Source organism: Stappia indica (genome assembly GCF_020177335.1).
GTDB classification, from domain to species: domain Bacteria; phylum Pseudomonadota; class Alphaproteobacteria; order Rhizobiales; family Stappiaceae; genus Stappia; species Stappia indica_B.
The window spans coordinates 23393-45552 of the sequence record NZ_JAIVMG010000008.1; the positions used below are offsets into that span (position 1 = coordinate 23393).

A 22160-nucleotide genomic window follows, 5' to 3' on the forward strand; every position below is an offset into this window, starting at 1 on the left:
GAAGGCGGCCGTCACGAAAGCGCCGGGCCCGTTGGGCCCGGCGTCTGGCGTCGATGGCGCGTCAGTCGCGCAGCACGGCCATGCTGTCCGTGTCCCAGCCGATCCACACCGGCGCCTCGCCGACGGACTGGCCGAGATCGGTGTCCACATAGGCCTTGAGACGCGCCCCTTCCGCCTCCGCGACCTCCAGATCGACCGCCATGCGGCTGCCGAGGAAGGTCTTGCCGACCACCCGGGCCTGAAGAGCGTTCGGCGTGTCCGGGCGCTGGGCGTGAAAGCCGAGCCGTTCAAGACGGATCGAGGCGGTGATCGCGTCGCCGGCGCGGGGCGCGCCCGCCGGGGCGTGGCCGCGCAGGGTCTGGCCGAACCAGTCCATCACCACGGCATCGCTGTCGACGCCGCGCACCTTGCCGGTCAACAGGTTGGTCTCGCCGATGAACTCGGCGACGAAGCGGGTCGCCGGGTGGAAATAAAGCTCCTCCGGCGTGCCGTCCTGCTCGACCCGGCCATGGTTCATGACGATGATCCGGTCGGACATGGTCAGCGCTTCTTCCTGGTCGTGGGTGACGAAGAAGAAGGTCTTCGAGGTGCGCCGCTGGATCGATTTGAGCTCCTGCTGCACCTGACCGCGCAGCTTGGCATCGAGCGCGCCAAGCGGTTCGTCGAGCAGAAGCAGGGCCGGATCGGGCGCCAGCGCCCGCGCCAGCGCCACCCGCTGCCGCTGCCCGCCGGAAAGCTGCGCCGGATAGCGCTCGGCGAAGGGCTGCAGCTCCAGGAAGGACATGATCTCGTCCGCCCGCCGTTTGATCGACGCGCGGTCGAGCCCTTGCAATTCCAGACCGAAGCCGATGTTCTGGCGCACGGTCATATGCGGGAACAGGGCGTAGTCCTGAAACACCATGTTCACATGGCGCTTTTCCGGCGGCAGCCGCGTCACGTCCTCGCCGTCGAGCAGGATGCGGCCGCGATCCGGCTGCTGGAAGCCGCCGAGGATGCGCAGCGTCGTCGATTTGCCGCAGCCCGACGGGCCGAGGAAGGTGACGAATTCGCCGCGGGCGATGTCGAGGTCGAGGTTTTCCAGCGCGACGGCCGCACCGAAGCTCTTGGAAATGCCCTGAATGCGCACGAGAGGATCTTGAACGGTCATCCTTCGGTTTCCTTCTTCAGGCGGCGGGTGAACCGTTCGGCCCAGATCCCGACGACCGCCGTCAGGATGAGCGCCACGGTCGCGATGGCGTTGATTTCAGGGGACATGCCCGAGCGCAGCTTGGCGAAGATCAGAACCGGCAAGGTCGGCTCATAGCCGCCCAGGAAGAAGGAGCGGACGAAATCGTCGAAACTGAGCAGCAGGCAGAAGATCGAGGCGCCGAGAATGGCGGGCACCAGATAGGGCAGGGTGATCCGCAGGAACGCGATCAGCGGATCGGCGCCAAGGTCGCGCGCTGCCTCGATCTGGCTTTTCGGCAGGGTGGACAGGCGCGCCATCACGACGAGAACCACGAAGGGCACGTTGTGGACTGCGTGGGCCCAGACGATCGCCCCCATGCCCGGCTCGATGCCAAGGCCCCGCGCGTAGATGCGGAAGGCAATCGCGGAGATGATGCCCGGGACCAGTGCCGGCAGCACGGTCAGGCCGAAGATCACCGCCCGGCCCCAGAAGCGCCGGCCTTCCAGCAGCACCGCGATCCAGGTGCCGACGACGACGGAGATTGCCGTCGACAGCACGGCGATGACGACCGAATAGCCGAAGGTGGAGAGCACCTGCGCGTCGGCGAACACGCCCGTGTACCATTCGAAGGTCCAGGAGCGGATCGGGAAGCCGATGAACTTGCTGTCCTTGAAGCTGACCAGAACCATGAGGATCAGCGGCACGAAGACATAAAGCACGAAGGCCCAGTAGACGCAGGAGAGAAGAACGCGGTTGCCCCGGTTCATTTCACGTCTCCCTTTCGCAAGGCGCTCATCAGCCGCTGGAACACCACGGTGACGATCAGCGCGGAAACGAACATGATGGTGGCGAAGGCCGCACCCGTGGGCCACTCGTCGCCGGCGACATGGAAGAAACCGGCGATGGTCTCGGCAAAGACCGTGGTGGACGGACCGCCGAGCAGGACCGGCGTGGCGTAAAAGCCCGTGGCGATCAGGAAGACCAGCGTGCAGCCGGAGGAAATGCCCTCGATGGTCAGCGGCAGCGTGACCCGCCGGAAGCGGGTCCAGGCGCCGGCACCGAGATCGGCGGCCGCCTCATTGTAGCTTTTCGGCAGCTTTTCCAGCGCGGAGTAGAGCGGCAGCAGCATGTAGAGCGCGGTCAGGTAGACGATGCCCATGCCCATGGAGAAGCTGGTGTACATGAAGGGAATCGGCCGGTCGATCAGGCCGATGCTGCGCAACAAGAGGTTCACCGCGCCGGTGTTGCCGAGCAGGATCATGATGGCGTAGGTGCGCACGATCTCGCCCACCCAGAACGGGATGAGCAACAGCAGCAGCATCAGCATCTGGTTCTTCCGGCTGACGTGCCGGGCCAGGTAATAGGCCACCGGGTAGGTGAGGATCAGCGTGCAGAAAGTGAAGGTGGCGGCGAAGAACAGGGTGCGGAAGAACGGCATCCAGAAGATGCTGTCGCCGAAGAAGCGGGCGTAGTTGTCGAGGGTCAGGTGTTGTTCCTTGCCGGCCGCGACCGGATAGGCATCGGTGAAGCTGACGCCGACCATCTGGATCATCGGACCGAGATGCTGGGTCAGCACCCAGAGAATGGGGAAGAGCGCGAGAATCAGGAACTGGCGGCGCGGCGAGGCGCCGATCAGTCCGGCGAAGGCGCGATAGGGCGACCAGTTGACGAGGCGCCCCCAGAAGGTGCGATCGGCCTGCCGCAACGTGCTCGCAGCGCGCTCGTTCCGCGCGGATGCGGCGTCATAACTCATGAGGGTCCCTTTCTCCTCAAGCGGACCACCCACCCCCGGAAGAAGGATCCGGGGGTGGAAACTGGAGCGATAAGCCAGAGGGTCAGGCGGCCTTGATGGCTTCGACGGCCGGGTCGATCAGGCCGTATTTCATCTTGTTGGCCTCGGCGCGGAAGAACTGCAGCGTGGACAGTTCCTCATCGGTGAAGGACGTGGACTTCTTCTCCAGGTCCGTCAGATGGTTGGAGGCGTCCTTGTAGGTGGAGATGTAGCCGGAGGCCTTGGTCATCGCCGCGCCGATCTCCGGCGACGACAGGATCGCGTCGAGGAAGAGATAGGCATTGTCCGCGTTCGGCGCGTTCTTGGCGATGTTGTAGGTGTAGACGAAGCCGTAGGAGCCTTCCTTCGGAATGGTCATGTCTAGCGGGAAGCCGTCGTTGATCAGCGCGGCCGCCGGGCCGTTCCAGGAATGGCCGAGGACGATGTCCTGGTTGACGAACATCTGCTGGATTTCCGCGCCGCCATCGTAGTATTTGCGCACCAGCGGCTTGTGCTTGATCAGGAACTGCTTGGCTTCCTCGACGATCCGTGCCGCTTCCTCGGGCTTGTCGAGGTATTCGACCATGTTCCCGTCATAACCCATCTTGAGCATGATGATCGACATCATGTCCTGGATGATATAGGCGGTCTGGTTGGCGTATTTCTCCGAGAACAGCGTGTCCCAGGTGCGGGCTTCCTCCGCCGACACATAGTCGGTGTTGTAGGACAGCACCTCCATGCCGGACAGGATCGGCGCGCCCCACTTGTTGTCCTTGATCGTCGACCAGTCGCTTTCGGAGAACGTGGGGTTGATGTTGCCCCAGTTCTTCAGCCGGCCGGTGTCGAGCGGCGCCAGCAGGTCGCTGTCGATGAACTGCAGGAAGCGGTGGCCGGCCACCGTCATGATGTCGACGGTCGGGTTCGGCTGTTCGGCAGCCAGAAGGTTGAACTGCTTGCCCTGGTCGTCGACGAGCCGGACGTTGACCTTGATGCCGGTGTCGGCCTCGAACTGCTTCTTGAAGCTCTCCGGCACGAAGTTGTTGTAGGTCCAGATGTTGACCTCGCCGCCAGCGGCATGGGCGCGGCGCAGATAGGCCGGGCTGGCGAGCGCCACCGAGCCGATCGCGGCGGCCTTGAGCAGGTGGCGGCGGTTGAGCGAGAGATTGGTCATGTCGGTTTTTCCTTCTGAACGGTTCTTGTGATTGGCCCTTGCCATCGGGGTCAGCACGCCTCTTGCACGGGCGTCGTGTCGAGCCGGCCGGTCTGCGCGGCCTGCCGGAGCTCTTCCAGGCTGAACCGCGTGAGATCCAGCGCGGTCAGCAATTCGTTTTCGGCGGCAAAGTCGCGGCCATACATGGCCGAGAAGATGCGGATGCCGGCTTCGTGCAGCGTCGCCGGACGGCCGACCAGCGCGCCGAGCGCCACGGTCAGCGCGAGGCCGTAGGGCACGTCCTCGGTGACGTAGCGGCTGTCTGCGGTCGCCGGGCCGGTGCCGCCGTTGCCTTCGGTGTGCATCTGCTGGTTCATCTCGGAGATCGAGGCCACCGGCACATGGAAGGACAGGTGGAAATGCTCGAAGATGGTGCGCACCTCAAGGCCAAGCGCCTCGGCGATGGCGAGCCGCTCCGCGTCCAGCGCCTCCAGGAGGCGGCCGACATTGGGCGTCACGTTCTGGCCCTGGCTCCAGGTCTCCCCGCGCTCCATGCGGGTCATGTTGCCAAGGGCGATGCCCATGTGGTTCTGCGGGTTGAGGTTCGACAGCGAGATCGCCAGAAGCCCGTCGCGAGCCTGGAAGCGGTCGCCGAACAGGCGCCGGCAGACGGCCTGCGCCTCCTCCGACCGGCTGGCCGGGACCGTGCACAGGTCAATCAGCTTGCGCACGGTGTTGACCGTCACCTCGGTGCCGGACTGGCGGCGGCCGGTGACCGCCGTCGTGCCCCAGGCGGTGACCGGCGCGTCGATGCCGCGTTCGGCGAGCAACCGCATCAGATAGAGCGCACCCATCGAGGCATGCGAGGAAATGATGATGTGCTGGCCGGCGCGGATATGCGGGGCAAGCGCGTCCATCACCGCCTTGTGGCCGTAGCCCGGCACGGCGATCAGAAGAACGTCGTTGCCGGCCGCCAGTTCGGCAGCGCTCGCGGCAAGGCGCGGGGAGAAGGTGGTTTCCAGCGCACCGGTTGCCACCAGCGGGTCGCCATTGGCGAGCGAGGCGGTTCCCTGACCCGAGGGCGACCAGAGCATCGGCTGATGGCCTCGGCCCTGCAACAGCGCGGCGGTGGCGAAGGCGATGGAGCCGGCGCCGGCGATCCCGACTCTGGACGGTGCCGCGTCCTCACTCGTCATGAAATGTTCCTCCCGCTTGGTCGTTTCGTATCCGTCCGGATGTGTCTCAGATGAGGCCCGTTTGTACTTCGCCCGGGCGATTCCGCGGCATAATGACGCCTTTGAAGACGCGATAGAAGCCTTGGAAGCCGTGATTGGCGCGGGAAACGCCCGCGCTACCAATCAGGGGTTTTACGTAGGCCGCAATGCGTGATGCGTCTGTTGATAGACAGGGGGCGTGCATGGGACCTACGCCTTCGCCGTCTTGGCGACCGGGTCGCCGAGAACGTGCATCAGCCGGTTGGCCCAGCCGAACAGCGCCGAGGACAGGATCAGGTCGAGGATCTCCTCCTCCGACAGGCCGGCCTCGCGCAGCTTCGCCATATCCTCGGCACCTGCTTCCGGCGGCGCCTTGGCCAGCTTGACGGCGAAATCGAAGATGGCGCGGTCGCGCGGCGACAATCGGGCGTTGGGGCCGTTGAGGAAGAGCTCGTCGGTGACCTCGGTGCTCTTTTCCAGCTTGGCATGGCGGTCGGCATGAACGGCGGCGCAGTAGATGCAGCGGTTGACCATGGAGGCGGCCAGGGCGCCGACCTCGCGTTCGGCCCGCGACATGCCGCCCGGATCGTACATGATCGCGTTGAACAGCGGCGAGCGGACCTTCAGCGATTCCACGTCATGGGCAAGGGTCAGCACATAGGCCGAGACCTTGGTGTTGGACGGGGTGACCTTGAGCGCGTCGAGCTGCTCCGGGGTCGCCTCCTCCAGCTTGACCGGGGTGACGCGCGGCTGCCAGTCCGGAACGCTGCGGGTGAACTTGTGGACGATGCGCGTCATGCCGCGTCTCCCTGCATCAGCCGCAGACCGGCGATCAGCCGGATCTGATAGGCGAGAAAGGCGTTGAGCTCGCACAGGCGGACGATGTCGGCATCGGAAACGCCAGCGGCCTGAAGCGCGGCGATATCCTCGGCGGCAACATCGGCGGTGCGCGCCGCGACCTTGTCGAAGAACCCGACAACCGCGGCAAGATCCTCGGCGCTGCCGTCGGTCCCGGTGTCGGCAAGGCCGGCGAAGGTCCCGGCCTTCGCCAGATAGCGCCCGGCCAGGGCGTTGTCGCCGTTGAGCCGGGCCACCCGGGCGGCGAGCGCGGCGCGCAGCTCATGCGGGAAGGCGCCGGTGTCCTCGGGGGCGAGGACGGCCTCTTCCGCCGCCTGGGTCATCTCCATGATGTTGGCCCGGGTCGCGGCCGCCGCGCCGGTGGCGGTCTCAGCGGCAATGCCGGCGACGCTCAGCGCCGTCGTCTCAAAGATGCTCATGCAACCTGTCCTTCAGTCGCGGTCTCGCTCAGCTCGCTCGGCTGCCATTCATCGCCCTTCAGCTCGGGGGTGTCGTAGTCGAGCATCGCCTGCCAATGGGTGTCGACGTCCTCGGCATAAAGGGTGGCGGCCATGGCCCGGGCGAGCCAGGCGGCGCCTTCCGAAACGCCGGGAATGTCGCCGCTGACCTTGCCGAGGCTCGCCGAGGAGCCGTAGTTGAAGCAGTAGACATTGCCGAGCCAGGGGGCCGTGCCCGGCTGCTTCTCGCGGAAGGTGAAATCCGGATTGAGATAGGGGAAACGGCCGAGGTCGGCGGATTCCTCGCCCTCCGGCGGGGTGTAGACATCCTCCCACAGCAGGATGTCGCTTGCTGCCGCGCCAAACTCGCGCCGCGACAGCGGATCGACGGTGAAGCCGGTGCCCAGAATCAGGAAATCCGCCTCGTAAGAAGTGCCATCGGTGAAGTCGATCCGCACCGCGCCGTTCACCTCGCGGGTGGCGGCCACCCCCTTGCCGAAGTGGAAATAGGCGTTGGGATGACGGCTGACCCGCTTGGTCGAGCCATGCGGCGGCGGGGTCTGGGTCTTGAACGAGTACTGCATGAAGCGCCAGCGCCATTCGTCCGGCAATTCGCCGAACCCGGCGGTGAAGCCGAAGCTGCCGATGCCCATCATCTTGTTGATGGTCGGCATCTGCTTGCGGCGGATGAGGTGACGCACCTCCGCCGCGCCGTGTTCGAGGGCTTCGGCGGCGTTGTCCACCGCCGAGGCGCCGACGCCGACGACGGCGACCCGCTTGCCCTTGAGGGCGGCAAAGTCGATGGCATCGGCGCTATGGGCCCAGAGTCGGCGCGGCAAGTCGCGGACGAAGCCGGGAATGTTGGGCTCGCCGGTGCCGTCGCGGCCGGTGGCGAACACGAGCTTGCGGGTGAGGATCGAGGCTTCTTCGGCACCCGACAGATGCAGGCGCAGAAGATCTCCTTCCGGCTCGACCCGATCCACGGAGACGCCATTCTCGACCGGAATGTCGAGCGCCTTGCGGTACCAGCGCAGGTAATCCATCCACATCGGGCGGGGGATCTTGTCCATCTCGCGCCAGGCGTCGGTGCCGAACTGTGCCCGGTACCAGGCCTGGAAGGTCAGCGCGCCATGGCCGAAGGCCGGGCCGGTCAGCTCCTTCGGCGAGCGCAGCGTCTCCATCCGGGCGTAGTTGAGCCAGGGGCCCTCGAAGCCGGCGGGGCTGCGGTCGAGCACCCGGATGTTGCGAACGCCGCCGGTCATCAGACCGAGCCAGGCGACCATGCCGCACATGCCGCCGCCGATGATGATGACGTCGCTCACCCCGTCCTTGCGCGGGACCCAGTCCTTGCCGGGGTAGCAGAGAAACGCAAGGTCCTCGCGCAGGCGCGCCTCAAGGGCGGAAAGGCCAAGGCCGTCGATCGGAGATGCATTGGTCGTGGGCTGAGGGGTCATGGGCTGGGGACTCGCTCTTGCGATGGGATGGGGATCATGTCAGCCGTGCATCGGTGTCCAGCAGGGGTGGAGATCGTCGATGCGGTAGACATGACTGTGACGGTGATCGGAGCCTGAGGCCGGTGCCTCGCGCAGATGCGGATGGTCGGGCGGCAACTCCGGGTGTGCGTGCGGCCGGGTCAGCGGATCATGCGCCGGCCAGACGCGGGTGGCGGCCAGCGCCACCAGCGCGGCGAGGCCGCACAGGATGAAAAGCGTGGTTTCAAGGGCAATCCGGCTGGCGAGCCATCCGGCCAGCGGATAGGCCAGCAGCCAGCCGGCGTGGCTCAGGGAAAACTGCGCGGCGAAGACCGAGGCCCGGTCCTCCCGGTTGGACGAGCGGGTGATCACCAGCCCGCCGGGCGTCAGCACCAGCGACGACAGCAGGCCGAACCCGGCCCAGACTGCGAAGGGAAGGGCGGCGAAGGGAAGCACGGTGGCGACCGGCGGCAATAGCGCGAAGCCGGCACCGAGCGCGGCGAAGCCGAAGACGCCCATCAGCATGCTCGATCGCTCGGACCGGCGTTCGACAAGGCGGGGAACCAGCACGGCGCCAAGCGCCGCGCCGCCGCCGTAACAGGCCATCAGCAGCGGGTAGAGGGTTTGCGCGTCGCCAAACCGGCGGCTGGCGTAAATCACCGTGTTCACCAACACCCAGGCCATGGCAAGCGACAGGGCAAGGTTCAGGAGAAACAATCCGCGCAGCCGCGGCGTGCGGCGGTAGATCCTGAGGCCCTTGGCGGCGCGTGCCAGAAAGCGGACGCCGGGGGCAACGGCAGCGGTGACGGGAAAGGCGGTCGCCAGCAGAAAGCCGACCGAACCGGCAAAGGCGAGGGCGGCGAAGAGAAACAGGGTCTCCGGTGCCACCAGCCGCAGGACAAGCGCGGCGATGACCGGGCTCAGAACCGCTTCCAACGTATAGGCGATGCGCGACCAGGCAAGCGCCCGGGTATAGGTCTCTTCATCCGGCAGCACGTCCGGAATGACCGACTGGAACAGCGGCGTGAAACCGGCGGCCAAGACGAAGAAGGCGAAGGCAAGCCCGGCGATCTGCCAGGTCTCGGTGGCAAGCAGCATCGGCAGCAGAAGCAGCATCCGGCCCGCGTCGAGCCCGACCATCACCCGCTTGCGGTCGCGCCCGGCGAACAGGCCCTCGGCGAGCGGGGCCAGCCCGACATAGGCGACCATCTTCAGCGCCAGCAGCATCCCCAGAACGCGCCCGCCCGCCGCATCGCCGCCGATTCGATAGGCGGCGAGGGAGAGGGCGACCGTCAGCAACCCGACCCCGAGCAGAGAGCAGATCTGCGCGGCGAACAATGTCCGGAAGGCGGGGTGCGACAGGGGACTTTTCAAGAGACGAGGCTCGCTTCTCTCTGGTCGACGGGGGTGAACCGGGCGGTTCGAGGGTCCACCCGATAGCATGGAATGTAATCTTGAGCGACAGAGGCAAGTTCATCCACAGCCTGGATGACCCGGTCGACCTTTTCATCGCTCATCAGGGCGGAAAGATTGAGGCGAACCCAGCCGGGCTTCTCCGTTTCGCGTCCAGCGCGAATGTCGGCAAGCATTGCATCCGAACGGGCCTGGTCGAGACCAAGCAGGCGATGGGCGTAGGCGCCGGCGCAGGCACAGCCGCCGCGCGCCTGGATGCCATGCACATCGCTGAGCAGCCGGGTGAAAAGCTGGTGGTGAACCAGTCCGTCCGCGCCATCGCGAACGCGGAACGAGAAGATCGGCAGCGCGGTGGCGGGTGCCTTGCCCAGAAGGTCGATGCGCGGATTGCGCGACCAGACGGCGAGCGCGCGGCGGCGCAATTCCTGCTGCCGCTCGGTCAGCCAGTCCTGCCCGAGAGCTTCCTTGACCAGCATGGCAAGCGCGGTGCGAATGTCGCCGATGACATTGGGGGTGCCGCCTTCCTCGCGCGCGGCAAGATTGGCGGAATAGGCATGGCCCCAGGGCGAGACGAAGCTGACCGTGCCGCCGCCCGGCAGGGTCGGCCGGGTGCGGCGGGCGATGGCGTCGCGCACCACCATGACGCCGGAGCCGCCCGGGCCGCCGGGGAACTTGTGCGGCGAAAAGACGATGGCGTCACGCTCCGCATCGGTGCCGGGCTTCATCTCCATCGGCATGTAGGGCGCGCCGGCGCCGAAATCCCAGATCGCCAGCGCGCCATGGCGCTTCAGGCAGCGGGTAACCGCGTCCACATCGGTGAGGATGCCGGTGACATTGGAGGCGGCGGAAAAGGCGCCGACGATCAGCTCCGCTCCGGCAGCGCTGGTGAGCGCGCCTTCCAGCGCGGCCATGTCCGGCCCGCCCTCCGGGGCCTCCGGGATCTCGATGACCTCGGCGCCGCTTTCGCGCCAGGGCAAGAGGTTGGAATGGTGTTCGTAGGGGCCGATCAGCACCACCGCGCGCCCGCCGCCGGCGGTGATCGCGGCGATGTCGAGCAGGCCGACGATCCGGTTGATACCGGCGGTGGAGCCGGAGCCGGTGAAGACGACGCTCATGCTGTCATCGGCACCGATCAGCCGGGCGATCTGCGCCCGGGCTTCCTCGCGCAGGCGTGTGCAGTAGCTGCCGCAGAAGGACGCCTGGGTGTGGCTGTTGGCGTAATAGGGCAGGACCCGGTCGCGAATGAAGTCCTCCACCTGCACCAGCGCCCGCCCCGAGGCGACATAATCGGCATAAAGCAGCGGCTTTTCGCCGAACGGGCCGTCGATCGGCACACCGTCGCCAATCAAACCGTCGCGGATCCGCTCTCGGATATCCGGCTGGCGAAGGGACTGGAGAAAATCGGAAAGAGGGGACATTCGGGCTCCGAGGCTGAAACTTTCCGATAGTTTGACATCAAATACGTAGGTATTTTCACATAAATCACTCTTGGATTTAAAAAAATTCGATCATATGATCGAGGAATGACCCATAAACTCGATCATTTTGACCGCCGCCTCCTGGAGGAGCTGCAGCGGGATTCCGCCCAGTCGCAACGGGCGCTCAGCGAGCGGATCGGTCTGTCGCAGAACGCCTGCTGGCGACGCCTGAAGGCGCTGGAGGAAGCGGGCATCATCCGGCACAGGACCGTGGTGCTGGACCGGAACCAGTTGCAGGCGGGGCTGGTGGTGTTCGTCATGGTCAAGACGCGGCACCATTCGGCAAGCTGGTTGCAACGCTTCCGGCGGCATGTCTCCACCATTCCGGAAGTGATCGACTTTTTCCGGATCGGCGGCGAATACGACTACCTGCTGAAGATCATCACCCGCGACATGGTCAGCTACGACGAGGTCTACAAGCGGCTGATCGACGAGGTGGAGCTGGAGACCGTCACCTCCTTCTTCGCCATGGAGGCGATCGAGGAGCAGCGGCCGATTCCGCTCGCGTGAGACGGTGCGTGCTCTCCGCCCGTGCCGTGACGACATGCCGCATGAGGGCGGTTGGCGAAAGGCGCGACGTCATCCGGTCGGCTCCCGGTCCGAAGCGGTCGGGGGACTTGGACGAACGCCGGAGGCTGCATAAGTCATTGGTTGGACGCTTCAATAACAGGAGTTCGGACATGGCCGACGGAATGAAGACGGCGCCGGGTGCACGGCGCAGCCTGCTGGTTCAGGGGTTCACCAACAGTGTGCTCGATCCGAACGGCGAGATGCTTGGGCCGGTCGAGGATGGCGGTACCGTCATCGCCAACACCGCGCCGGGCTGCTGGGGGCCGATGATCACGCCGCGCCTGCGCGGCGGCCATGAGGTCACGCGGCCGGTGCGGGTCGAGGGCGCCGAGCCCGGCGACGGGCTGGCGATCCGCATTCGCGACATCACCGTCACCTCGATCGCCACCGCATCCGGCCATGACACCTCGCCGGAAGGCTTTTGCCTCGGCGATCCTTATGTGGCCGCGCGCTGTCCGACCTGCGATACGGTCTGGCCGGAAACCCATGTGGAGGGCATCGGCCAGGACGCGGTGAAATGCGACGTTTGCGGCAATGCGGTGAAGCCCTTCGAGGTGGAGCATGGCTATACGGTGACCTTCGACGACACCCGCACGGTCGGTCTGACCCTGCCGCAGGCGGCGGCGGAGACCATCGCCCGCGATGCCAACCACTATGCGGCGCTGCCGGACGAAAGCCGTCAGCACTCGATCCTCACCTACGCGCCCGCCGACATGCCGGGCACGCTGGTGCGCATGCGCCCCTTCCTCGGCCAGCTCGGCACCTGCCCGTCCAAGGCCATGCCGGACAGCCACAACGCCGGCGACTTCGGCGCCTTCCTTGTCGGCGCGCCGCATGACTACGCCATCACGGCGGAGGAACTGGCCGAGCACAAGACCGACGGGCACATGGACATCGACGCGGTGCGCGCCGGTGCGATCCTCGTCGCGCCGGTGAAGGTAGCGGGCGCGGGGCTCTACATGGGCGACATGCACGCCGGCCAGGGCGATGGCGAGATTGCCGGGCACACCATGGATGTCGCCGGCAGCGTGACGTTGCAGGTCGAGGTGGTGAAGAACTATCCGCTCGACGGGCCGGTGCTGTTCCCGCTGCTTGAGGACCTGCCGCCGCTCGCTCGGCCCTTCTCGGAGGAGGAAAAGGCCAAGGGGCAGCGTCTCGCCGCGAAATGGGGTGTGTCGGAGATGGAGCCGCTGGCGCCGATTTCGGTGATCGGTACGGCGGCCAACCTCAACGATGCCATCGAGAACGGTCTCGCCCGCGCGGCGAAGCTGCTTGGCGTCACCGTGCCCGAGGTGCGCAACCGGGCCACCATCAACGGCGCGATCGAGATCGGCCGGGCGCCCGGCGTGATCCAGGTGACCTTCCTGGCGCCGCTCGCCAAGCTCGATGCGGTCGGCCTCGGCGACTACGCGCGCGAACAATACGGCCTTTGAGCCGGACGCGTGGTTCCATGTCTCTTCCGCCACGGCCCCAAACGGGCCGTGGCGGATTTTATTTCGGGGGAGGGCTCACGAGCCGGCTGCCGCAGGCAGGATCCCTGAAGCGGCCAGCAGCAACCCGCTCAGATAGAGCCCGATGCCGAAGGACAGATGCGCGACCAGGCTGCGGGACCGAGCGGTCCAGGGCTTCGGCGTTCGTGATGCGGCGATGCCGGCGCCCAATCCTGGTTGCATCAGCAGGAACGGCGCCAGGACGCTGCCGATACCGATGATCAGCGCTGGAGCCAATGTCGGCCGCACCGTCCATCCCGATCCCCACACCAGCAACAGCACGGCGGCAAAGAGAACGCCGATGGCGTAATGCGCCGTCCAGCCCAGGAAGGCCTCGCCTGGAACCGGCGCCGCCTTGCCGATGGCGTCATGGATGAAGCGCCCGTGCCGGAAGTGGCCGATCCAGCGGCCCACCAGCCGGTAGTCGAGCGCGGGAATGCCGAACAGGCGTTTTTGCAGGAGCGCCCAAAGGTCCATGAAGGCCGTGGCGCCAACGCCAATCGCCACGGCGGCGAAAATCCCCGGCAGCAAGTTTCCCGTCACCTGTCTCTCCTTCGGGGTGCTCCGGCCTTGGCAAGGCTCACCGCTTCATCATTCAATTGATTTGTTGAATGATGAAGCGGTGAGGGCCATCTGTCAACGGAGAAGAGCTGGGCTTGCTGTCTCATGGGCAAAAAGGGCGGGAGGACGAACGTGCCTGTCAGTCAGTCCCGCAACCTGATGTCGAGCGCCTCGGCGCCCGCTTGAAAGGTCTGGTCGTAGTCGCCCGGTCCGCCGATCACATAGCGGTAGTCGAGGCCAAGCCGCCGGCTCAGCCAGAAATAGGTGCTTTTGACGAAGTTCTCCGGAAAGATTTCCACCACCTGGGTGCCCGGCCGGCAGAACAGCAGGTTGGTGAGCCCGGCGCCATGCACGGCGACGACCCGGTCTGCGGCGTGGAAGGTCTCGACCTGTTCCGCGAAATTGCCGTAGTGGGCGATGAAGGGCCTATAGCCATGCCGGTCGAGCACCGCGCGAACAGCCACATCGTCGCGCATGCGCCGGAGCTTGGCAGTGCCGCGATCGAGGAAAACCCGTTTGGCGCGCGTGCTGTCCTGAGGGGCGCCGTTGCCGTTGCGCAGGATCCGGGTCAGCTGGGTGGCCAGGTCCCGGGTCACCGGCATCCATTCGTAGTTGGCGCCGAGCGCGGCAATCCACTCAAGCGTTCCGCCGGAAAGCCGCTCGGACTTGCCGAACTCTTCGACCCGGAGGCAGGGGTAGGCTTTGACAAGGGCGTCGCAAGCCTGTTGCTGCACCGGATGTCCGCCGGTGGGAACCAGGGCCGTCAGCGGCAGCTCCGGCGACCGGTTTTCAAGCACGGCGAGAAGCGGCAGGATGTCATTGGCGAAAAGGTGGTAGTAGTGCCCCATGTTGGGCAGCAGCACGTATCGCCCGGGGGCGAGCTGATGACGCTGCAACCGCGCGGGCTTGCTGAAATTCCAGTTCGGCCGCGATCCGTCGAGATTGACGAGTGCTTGTTCCTGCGGTCGGAAGATCGTGCCGGTGTGACCGAGTACCTCGCAGTTCTCTAGCAGTGCCAGTTGCCGGCGCATGACGGTCTCGCCGGCCTCATTGCCCTTTGTGTCGCCGGTGTCGTTGCCGGCCGAGGGACGCAGGATATCGCGGACTTCCTCGGGTGTGACGTCGATCTTCCAGAGTTCCTGCCGGTCTTCCAGCACCTTGGCGGCACAATCGACCGCCCGAAGGCTGATCAAGGGGAAGGCAAAGGCCCGTCCAAGCGGTGGCCAGAGCCGGATCGCACCGCGCATGAAGGACCAGCGCAGCCGACGGATGCTCAGGATCTGTCGGAGTTTTGATTTCTTGCGCGCCATCAGCGGCAGCGTGTCCTCTGTGCGGCGATGTGCGCCGGGTGATAGTGCATGTGGCCGACCGCTCAGCGTGGACGGCCCTTATCTGATGGCTTGTCATGCCACAGCGAGGGTGCGAAGAACACCTCCGGCTCACGTGTGGGCGGATCGCATCGCAGCGGTGCGGGCGGATGAGACAGATCAAGAGGTACCTTTGGAATGGACGCGGCGCCGAGAGTGACGATCGGGCTTCCGGTCTATAATGGCGAAGACTTGATGCGTGAGTGCCTGGCCTCGATCGAGGCGCAGACCTATCCGCATTTTGTGGTGAACATCCATGACAATGCCTCGACCGACCGGACGGTCGCAATTGCGGAGGAATTTGCCGCCCGGGACGCGCGGTTCCGCATTCATCGCAATCCGGTCAATGTCGGGTCGGAGAAGAACTTCCTTGATGCATTGGATCGCGCCGACACGGAGTTCTTCCTGTGGCGCGCCGACGATGATCTGACCTCGCCGGACTTTCTTGAGCGCATGGTCGCCCGCCTTGACGAGACGCCGGGAACGGTGCTGGCCGCTGCCCGCGTGGAGTCGCGCAAGCCAAGCAAGGGACGGGTGAAGGAAATCCGCTATCCGGAACGCTGGCCCGGTCCGCGCGTTCTCAACATCGTACGCCGCATGTTTCTGTCGCACCCCTCCTGGATCTACGGATTGTGGCGCACGGACGCTCTGCGGCGCCACTATCGCGAAACCTGGGAAAAATACCCGGTCGGCTGGGCCAATGACCACTTGGTTCTGCTCGGAGTGATCCTTGATGACGCGGTGGTTGGCGACAATCAGGCCTGCTTCATCCAGCGGATCGGCGCACGCAAAGGGCAACTCAACGCCCCTAAGCAGCGCCGGCCGCTCAATGAGCTGCTTGCCGACAAGGAGGCCTCGCTTGCCCGATTCCGGCCCTTGTGCCGGCAGGCCGTGGACGAGCGGGAATGGAGCCCGCTCGAGCGCTTTGTCCTCAATCGGGTGATCGACCGATATGCCTATTTCCGCGTGAGGTCCTCGCCCTGGAGGGTCTGGAAGTTGCGCATGCGCAAGAAACTGGCAGGAGCCCTTGGCAGGAGCTGAGCCCCGGTTCGCGCATCAGCCGCTATGAGCTGATGCGCGGCAGGTGCTTCAGCGACGCAGGATTTCTTCCAGGGCCGCCGCCACCCGGTTCACCTTGGCCTCGTCCATGTGATAGCCGGATGGCAGGTTGACCCCCACCCGGGCAATCTCGTGGCCAACCGGATTTGAGGGCAGGAACCGGGCGCTTTCCAGTTGCTCCGCATAGGCAGGAAGGGTCGAAAGCGGCGTGAAGAATGGACGCGAGTCGATGCCGCGGGCTTTCAGGCCCTCCATGATGGCGAATTTGTCGAGGCCGTAGTCGGCGTCGGGCACGATGGTGACCATCCAATAGGAATTGCTGGTGCCGGCCGGCTCGGTATTGAGGGCCACGCCTTGCAGGTTGGCGAGCCGGTCCCGGTACCAGGCGAAGATCTGGCGTTTCTGGGCGATCAGCTCGTCGAAACGCTCCATCTGGCCGAGGCCAAGGGCAGCCTGAACCGCACTCATCTTGTACTTGAAGGCCACTTCCGTGTTGAGGAAGAAGCGGTCGCCAGGCGGGCGGCCATGATCGCGCAGGGTCATCACGCGGGCATGCAGCGCGTCGTCGCTGGTCACCAGCATTCCCCCCTCGCCGGTGGCCACCGTCTTTGAGCCGTGAAAGGAGAACACGCCGATATCGCCAAGGCTTCCGGCCTGCTGTCCGGCATAGGTTGATCCCAGGGCTTCGGCGGAATCCTCCAGGAGGAACAGGTCATGCGCGTCGGCGATGGCGCGCAGGCGCTGCCAGTCGGCCATGGAGCCGTAGAGGTCGACAGCGATGATCGCCCGGGTCTTGTCCGTGATCGCAGCAACGACGGCGTCCGGATCGATACACCATGTCTCCTTGAGACTGTCGACGAACACCGGTGTTGCGCCGACATAGCTCACTGGAGCCACTGATGCGATCCAGGTGACGTCCGGAACGATCACCTCGTCTCCCGGGCCGATGCCGCGCGCGGCAAGTGCCAGGTGGATGGCGGCCGTGCAATGGGGCAGGCTGACTGCGTGCTTGGCTCCGACAGTCTCGGCGAACAGGGCTTCGAAACGGGCGTTGAAGGCGTTGTGATTCTGATACCAGGCATTGCGAGCCGCATCAGCTGCATAGGCCACCTCCCGATCTGTGATGGAAGGTCCGGCAACGGGCAGGAAATCGTCTGCGATGGACATATGGGCTTCAAGGCTCCTCGCATATGGGATACCTGCTTGTGCCATAGGCCACGCATCCCGCGCAATCGACCAATTTTGACCTTGGCCTTGCCTTCGTTCGCGGCTAGGTTCGCGCAAATTTCAGGAAGGACAAGCTGGTGAAAGACGATCGCGCGGAGTTCGAGGAAAACAAGCGTCGCCAGTCCGTGGCGCTGGGCAAGGATACGGCCGTCTTCGAGAAGAGCCTCGATACGATGGTCGCGCTCGATACCTATGACTACTCCTACCTCTGGAGCTGGATGGGGGTGCCGATCATCCAGTTCCCGGCCGATGTGATGGCGACCCAGGAAGTGATCTGGGCGACCAAGCCGGATGTGATCATCGAAACCGGTGTTGCCCGGGGCGGATCGGTGATCTTCATGGCGTCGCTGCTCGAGATGCTCGGCAAGGGCAAGGTCATCGGTGTCGATATCGACATTCGTGCGCACAATCGCGACAGCATCGAAAGCCACCCGATGTCGAAGCGGATCGAACTTGTCGAAGGCTCCTCTGTCGGTGAGGACACGCTGGCCCGTGTGCGCGAGATGATCCCGCCGGGGGCATCAGTCATGGTGGTGCTCGATTCAGATCATTCCCGCGACCATGTACTGGCCGAACTGCGCGCCTATGGGCCGCTTGTCACCAAGGGGTGCTACATGGTGGTCGCCGATACCGCCGTCGGTCACCTGGATGCGGATCGCGCGCCGACGAAGCGTTCGAAGATCTGGTACAAGGGCAACGAGCCGCTGACGGCCCTGCGCATGTACATGGACGAGACCGATATGTTCGAGATCGATGAAGAGCTGAATGGCAAGCTCGTGATGTCCTCGTCACCGGGCGGGTACATCGTAAGGCGATAGACGCAATGCTGGATCGTCATGTGGCTGTCAGTCTGCGCTTGCCGACGCAAGCCGATATCAGCGGTTTCGCGGAGATCCGGTCGGACGCCGATATCCAGCATAGCCTGCTTGCCTATCCAGGCGGCGGGGCAGCCATTGACGTTGAGGGGTGGCTAGACCGCAAGCGTCAGGATCCCGATTGCATTGTTCTGACCGTCGCCACTTCGAGCAATGCGATGGTTGGCTATGTGCAATTCGCGCAAGTGCACCGGCGTGGGCGCCATGCGTATTTCGGTATCGCCATTTCCCGCAAGTGCTGGGGACACGGCTATGGGCGTGCTGCCGTCGCCGCAGCGCTGGCCTATGCGCGTAGCGAGATGGGATTGCGCAAGGTGATGCTTGAAGTGCGGGCGGACAATACGGCCGCCTGCAGGATCTACGAGAATGCCGGATTCAGGGCCGTTGGAACCATGCGACGCCACTATTTTGACGGCACGCAGTGGCATGACGTTCATTTGATGGAAGCCTGTCTGGAGACGTCGGCATGACGCGGGTGGTCATTTCCCAGCCGATGTACCTTCCCTGGGCCGGGTTTCTGGCGCAAATGGCCCTCGCGGATGTCTATATCTGGCTGGACGACGCGCAGTTTTCCAAGGGCAGCTTCACCAATCGGGTGCAGGTCAAGACCGACGCCGGCATGAAATGGCTGTCGATTGCGCTCGAGGGAAAGGGAAGCCATCGTGCCATTCACGAGCTCGTTCCCGCAAAGGCTGATTGGCACCGAGCCCACCGCGCGCTTCTGCTGCAGGCCTTGCGTGACCGGCCTCACGCGAATGCGGTGCTGGACCTGTTCGATGGGTTGCCCTTCGACGCTGCTCTCGTCGAGACGCTGATCGCCAGTGCGGAGGCTCCAGCTGCAAAGTTGGATGTGTTGCCGGTGCGGCGATTGCGGTCCTCGAAAATGGGCGTCGATGGTCGCTCGTGGGACCGGGTCCTGCGTCTTGTGCAGGCGGTCGGCGGAACCGAATACATCACCGGGCATGGCGCGTTGTCTTATCTCGACCATGAGGCCTTCGAGGCTGCCGGTATTGCCGTGTCCTACATGGACTATGCGCCGCGGCCATGGCCGCAGTCGCCAGCGCCTTTTACGCCCTACGTCACGTGTCTCGATCTGCTTGCCAGTCTTCCCGCTGAGGAGGCGGCTACCCATTTGTGCCCTGCGACGTTAGGCTGGCGTCAGTTCAAGGATCGTAAGGAAACCGGATTGTGACCAAGGATATTGCAGCGCACGCGGACGCCTTCCGCAAGGACGGATATACCATTATCCGTGGTTTCTACGACCCCGCAAAACAGGTCGAGCCGGTCCGGCAGGGCGCTCGCTGGATCATCGAGGCGCTGTGCCGCAAGTATGGCGTCGATGCACCGACCGCGACGGTCGAGGACGCGCTCGGTCCGGGATACCTTGCCCTTGCCGCCGCCAGCCGTGCCTGGGGTGGGGAAGTCTATGATGCGGTGAAGCAGATACCGGCCTTCATGAGTCTTGTCAGCGATCCGCGCAATTCAGAGCTGTTCGCGGCCCTGCGCCCGGGCGCGGTTCCCGGATTGGCGGCAGGCGGCTACGGCATCCGCATCGATGCACCGGGAGAAGCGAAGTTCCGTGCGCCCTGGCATCAGGAGTTTCCCGCCCAGTTGCGCAGCCCGGATGGCATTGTGTTCTGGTCGCCACTGATCCCCGTCTTTCCGGAACTGGGACCGGTGGAACTGGCGGTCGGCTCCCACAAGGAAGGCATTGTCCCGGTGTGGGAGGATGACGGCGGCGTGGGCAAGACCGGCGCCTATGCGCTGCGTCTCGACCGGGAAGAGGAACGGCTTGCCCGCTATCAGCACGCTGCGCCGCTGACCGAACCTGGTGACCTCATTTTGATGGATTTCCTCACCTTGCATCAATCCGGGCAAAACCGTTCTGATATTCCGCGTTGGTCGATGCAGTTCCGGTATTTCAACTATGCCGATCCGCTCGGCGAGAAGCTGAGCTGGAAAGGCTCGTTTGCTGCGGGGCAAAGCTTTGCGACAGTCCTGCCGGAACTGGTGGCCTCCCGATGACTCAATGCCGCATTTGCAAAACCGAGATGCCGGCGCCGGCCTATGCCGCGCCGGCACCGGCGATGACATCGCTGTCAACCCTGATCGCAACGCCGACCGAGGTGTTCGTCTGCGATGCTTGTGCGCATGTGCAATCACCGGATCTGCCGGATGTGCAGGCGTTCTACGATCGCGAGTACCGGATCTCGTTGCAATCCGACGAACACGATCAGCTCTATGAACAGCGCGACGATGGTCCGGTGTTTCGAACCGGACATCAGGCGTCGCTCGTTCTGGGCCTTGATCTGCCGGATGGTGCGAAGGTTCTGGATTTCGGCGCCGCCAAGGCGACCACCCTGCGTGCGGTTCTCAAGCAGAGGCCGGACCTGCATCCTCATGTTTTCGACGTGTCCGAGGACTATCGTGAGCACTGGAATGGCTGGGTGGATGTTGCCGATCAGGCCACCTATCGTTTGCCTGAGGCCTGGTCCGGGCGTTTCGATCTGATCACGGCGCATTTCGTGCTGGAACATGTGACCGATCCGGTCGGCATTCTGGCGGAGCTGCGCGCCTGTCTTGCGCCGGGTGGGCGGTTGTTCTTCACCGTGCCTGATCCGGTCGGCAACTCCGGCGACTTGCTCGTGGCCGACCATCTCAATCATTTCACCACCTCCAGTCTGACGGAAGCTTTGCACCGCGCCGGATTGCGGCCGCTAGCGATCCGCCAGGATCAGTTTCGCGGCGCCCATGTGGTGTTGGCGACACCGGCTCTGAATGGGGAGACGCTTGGTCCGGCGACCGGCGCGGCATCATGCGCTGAAACCGTGCGGGATTTGCTGAAGAATTGGGAGCATGCTCTGTCGAGCATTGATGCAGCTCAGATCGATGGCAAGACATTTGCGATCTATGGCGCAGGCTTCTATGGCACGCTGATCGCCAGCCGCTTTTCGGAGAAACCGGTTTGTTTTCTTGACCGAAATCCGCATTTGCAGGGAACTGAGCATATTGGTTGCCCGGTGTTGACCCCGGAGGCATGCCCGGTCGGGGTCGAGCTGATTTTCGCAGGGCTCAATCCGGATCATGCGCGGCGCATTCTGCCTGCCGACGCCGCCTGGAAGCCGGACGGGGCGCGGATCGTCTATCTCAACGGGTAAGCGACAGTGCCGCCAAGCATTGGTCACGTTGCCCTGCATTGTCATGGGCGGCGCCGGTCCCTATAAGATCGGCGCTGTCATCCTGAACATCCCACAGCGGGCGCGGGGCTCAAGAGTTCATGAAAGCCGTTATTCTCGCCGGAGGTCTCGGAACCCGGATCTCCGAAGAAAGCCATCTTCGGCCCAAACCCATGATCGAGATCGGCGGACGGCCGATCCTCTGGCACGTGATGAAGATCTTCGCGGCCAATGGCATCTCCGATTTCGTGATCTGCCTCGGCTATCGCGGCTACATGATCAAGGAGTATTTCGCCAATTACGTGCTGCATGCCTCCGATGTCACCATCGATGCGCGCAGCGGCGAGATCATCTATCACCAGACCACCGCCGAGCCCTGGCGCGTCACCCTGGTGGAAACCGGCGCCGACACGCTGACCGGCGGCCGGGTCAAGGCGGTTGCCGATTATCTCGATGCCGATGAGCCCTTCTGCCTGACCTATGGCGATGGCGTTGCCGATATCGACATCGCCAGCGAGGTGGCCTTCCACAAATCGCACGGCAAGCGGGCAACCGTGGCCAGTGTCATCCCGCCGGGCCGCTATGGCGCGCTGGAAATGACCGGCAACCGGGTCGACCGTTTCACCGAGAAGCCGCCGGGGGACAACGCCCGGATCAATGGGGGCTTCTTCGTTCTCAATCGTGATGTGATCGATCTGATCGACGGCCCGCAGACCTCCTTTGAGGGTGAGCCGCTGATGGAACTCGCCAGCTCCGGCGAGCTGATGGCCTGGCGCCATGACGGTTTCTGGCATCCGATGGACACCTTGCGCGACAAGAACCACCTGGAACAGCTCTGGCAGGGCGGCAAGGCGCCCTGGAAGGTCTGGTAGCC

22 protein-coding genes are annotated in these 22160 nt (G+C 64.6%); 9 read left to right on the plus strand and 13 right to left on the minus strand.

What is annotated here, in order from left to right; genetic code table 11:
* Nucleotides 1-61: 61 nt before the first annotated feature.
* From LC062_RS11935 to LC062_RS11980, 10 genes are all read right to left on the minus strand, one after another.
* The gene (locus LC062_RS11935; RefSeq protein ID WP_224911260.1) at nt 62-1147 is read right to left on the minus strand and encodes an ABC transporter ATP-binding protein; all 1086 of its coding nucleotides are present in this window, start codon (nt 1145-1147) and stop codon (nt 62-64) included.
* Nucleotides 1144-1935, minus strand: coding sequence for an ABC transporter permease (locus tag LC062_RS11940; RefSeq protein ID WP_181760859.1), 792 nt, complete (start codon nt 1933-1935; stop codon nt 1144-1146). The genes LC062_RS11935 and LC062_RS11940 overlap by 4 nt, the downstream gene beginning before the upstream one ends.
* Nucleotides 1932-2921, minus strand: coding sequence for an ABC transporter permease (locus tag LC062_RS11945; RefSeq protein WP_224911261.1), 990 nt, complete (start codon nt 2919-2921; stop codon nt 1932-1934). Before LC062_RS11945 ends, LC062_RS11940 begins: the two co-directional genes overlap by 4 nt.
* Nucleotides 2922-3003: 82 nt before the next feature.
* The gene (locus LC062_RS11950) at nt 3004-4110 is read right to left on the minus strand and encodes an ABC transporter substrate-binding protein (RefSeq protein WP_224911262.1); all 1107 of its coding nucleotides are present in this window, start codon (nt 4108-4110) and stop codon (nt 3004-3006) included.
* Nucleotides 4111-4160: 50 nt separating this feature from the next.
* On the minus strand, nt 4161-5285 hold the full coding sequence (locus tag LC062_RS11955) for an NAD/NADP-dependent octopine/nopaline dehydrogenase family protein (RefSeq protein ID WP_224911263.1): 1125 nt from the start codon (nt 5283-5285) through the stop codon (nt 4161-4163).
* A gap of 228 nt (nt 5286-5513) precedes the next feature.
* Nucleotides 5514-6101 (minus strand): peroxidase-related enzyme, encoded by a 588-nt coding sequence (locus LC062_RS11960; protein ID WP_224911264.1) that lies wholly within the window; start codon nt 6099-6101, stop codon nt 5514-5516.
* The gene (locus tag LC062_RS11965; RefSeq protein WP_224911265.1) at nt 6098-6580 is read right to left on the minus strand and encodes a hypothetical protein; all 483 of its coding nucleotides are present in this window, start codon (nt 6578-6580) and stop codon (nt 6098-6100) included. The genes LC062_RS11960 and LC062_RS11965 overlap by 4 nt, the downstream gene beginning before the upstream one ends.
* A complete protein-coding gene (locus tag LC062_RS11970; RefSeq protein ID WP_224911266.1) occupies nt 6577-8052 on the minus strand; it encodes an NAD(P)-binding domain-containing protein in 1476 nt (491 codons plus the stop codon). The genes LC062_RS11965 and LC062_RS11970 overlap by 4 nt, the downstream gene beginning before the upstream one ends.
* A gap of 39 nt (nt 8053-8091) precedes the next feature.
* Nucleotides 8092-9444, minus strand: coding sequence for an MFS transporter (locus LC062_RS11975; protein WP_224911267.1), 1353 nt, complete (start codon nt 9442-9444; stop codon nt 8092-8094).
* The gene (locus tag LC062_RS11980; RefSeq protein ID WP_224911268.1) at nt 9441-10901 is read right to left on the minus strand and encodes an aminotransferase class V-fold PLP-dependent enzyme; all 1461 of its coding nucleotides are present in this window, start codon (nt 10899-10901) and stop codon (nt 9441-9443) included. The genes LC062_RS11975 and LC062_RS11980 overlap by 4 nt, the downstream gene beginning before the upstream one ends.
* 105 nt (nt 10902-11006) lie before the next feature.
* On the opposite strand from LC062_RS11980, the gene LC062_RS11985 reads away from it, so the two are divergent.
* Both LC062_RS11985 and LC062_RS11990 read left to right on the plus strand, forming a co-directional pair.
* Entirely contained in the window at nt 11007-11471 is a 465-nt protein-coding gene (locus tag LC062_RS11985; RefSeq protein WP_224911269.1) for an Lrp/AsnC family transcriptional regulator, read from the plus strand.
* A gap of 170 nt (nt 11472-11641) precedes the next feature.
* Nucleotides 11642-12964 carry an acetamidase/formamidase family protein gene (locus LC062_RS11990; protein ID WP_224911270.1) on the plus strand — a complete coding sequence of 441 codons (1323 nt, stop codon included), beginning with the start codon at nt 11642-11644 and terminating at the stop codon, nt 12962-12964.
* A gap of 75 nt (nt 12965-13039) precedes the next feature.
* On the opposite strand, the gene LC062_RS11995 is transcribed toward LC062_RS11990, so the two are convergent.
* Nucleotides 13040-13564: a DUF2938 domain-containing protein gene (locus LC062_RS11995; RefSeq protein WP_224911271.1), complete on the minus strand. Its 525-nt coding sequence runs from the start codon at nt 13562-13564 to the stop codon at nt 13040-13042.
* Between the two features lie 161 nt (nt 13565-13725).
* Nucleotides 13726-14892 (minus strand): glycosyltransferase family 61 protein, encoded by a 1167-nt coding sequence (locus LC062_RS12000; RefSeq protein WP_224911272.1) that lies wholly within the window; start codon nt 14890-14892, stop codon nt 13726-13728.
* Nucleotides 14893-15087: 195 nt separating this feature from the next.
* Between LC062_RS12000 and LC062_RS12005 the strand changes: the two genes are divergently transcribed.
* Nucleotides 15088-15990: a glycosyltransferase family 2 protein gene (locus LC062_RS12005; RefSeq protein WP_224911273.1), complete on the plus strand. Its 903-nt coding sequence runs from the start codon at nt 15088-15090 to the stop codon at nt 15988-15990.
* A 48-nt stretch (nt 15991-16038) separates the two neighbouring features.
* Here the strand turns inward: LC062_RS12005 and LC062_RS12010 are convergent, their stop codons facing one another.
* Nucleotides 16039-17175, minus strand: coding sequence for a DegT/DnrJ/EryC1/StrS family aminotransferase (locus LC062_RS12010; protein ID WP_224911274.1), 1137 nt, complete (start codon nt 17173-17175; stop codon nt 16039-16041).
* Nucleotides 17176-17309: 134 nt separating this feature from the next.
* Here LC062_RS12010 and LC062_RS12015 point away from each other — a divergent pair, with 134 nt between their 5' ends.
* The 6 genes from LC062_RS12015 to rfbF all read left to right on the plus strand — a co-directional run bounded on the left by LC062_RS12015 (nt 17310) and on the right by rfbF (nt 22158).
* On the plus strand, nt 17310-18053 hold the full coding sequence (locus LC062_RS12015; RefSeq protein WP_224911449.1) for a cephalosporin hydroxylase family protein: 744 nt from the start codon (nt 17310-17312) through the stop codon (nt 18051-18053).
* A gap of 5 nt (nt 18054-18058) precedes the next feature.
* Nucleotides 18059-18580, plus strand: a complete 522-nt coding sequence (locus LC062_RS12020; RefSeq protein ID WP_224911275.1) for a GNAT family N-acetyltransferase — start codon at nt 18059-18061, stop codon at nt 18578-18580.
* Nucleotides 18577-19302 carry a WbqC family protein gene (locus LC062_RS12025; protein ID WP_224911276.1) on the plus strand — a complete coding sequence of 242 codons (726 nt, stop codon included), beginning with the start codon at nt 18577-18579 and terminating at the stop codon, nt 19300-19302. The genes LC062_RS12020 and LC062_RS12025 overlap by 4 nt, the downstream gene beginning before the upstream one ends.
* Nucleotides 19299-20135, plus strand: coding sequence for a phytanoyl-CoA dioxygenase family protein (locus tag LC062_RS12030; protein ID WP_224911277.1), 837 nt, complete (start codon nt 19299-19301; stop codon nt 20133-20135). The genes LC062_RS12025 and LC062_RS12030 overlap by 4 nt, the downstream gene beginning before the upstream one ends.
* A 62-nt stretch (nt 20136-20197) precedes the next feature.
* Nucleotides 20198-21268 (plus strand): class I SAM-dependent methyltransferase, encoded by a 1071-nt coding sequence (locus LC062_RS12035; RefSeq protein WP_224911278.1) that lies wholly within the window; start codon nt 20198-20200, stop codon nt 21266-21268.
* Nucleotides 21269-21387: 119 nt separating this feature from the next.
* Nucleotides 21388-22158, plus strand: a complete 771-nt coding sequence (gene rfbF, locus LC062_RS12040) for a glucose-1-phosphate cytidylyltransferase (protein ID WP_224911279.1) — start codon at nt 21388-21390, stop codon at nt 22156-22158.
* The last annotated feature ends 2 nt before the right edge of the window (nt 22159-22160 follow it).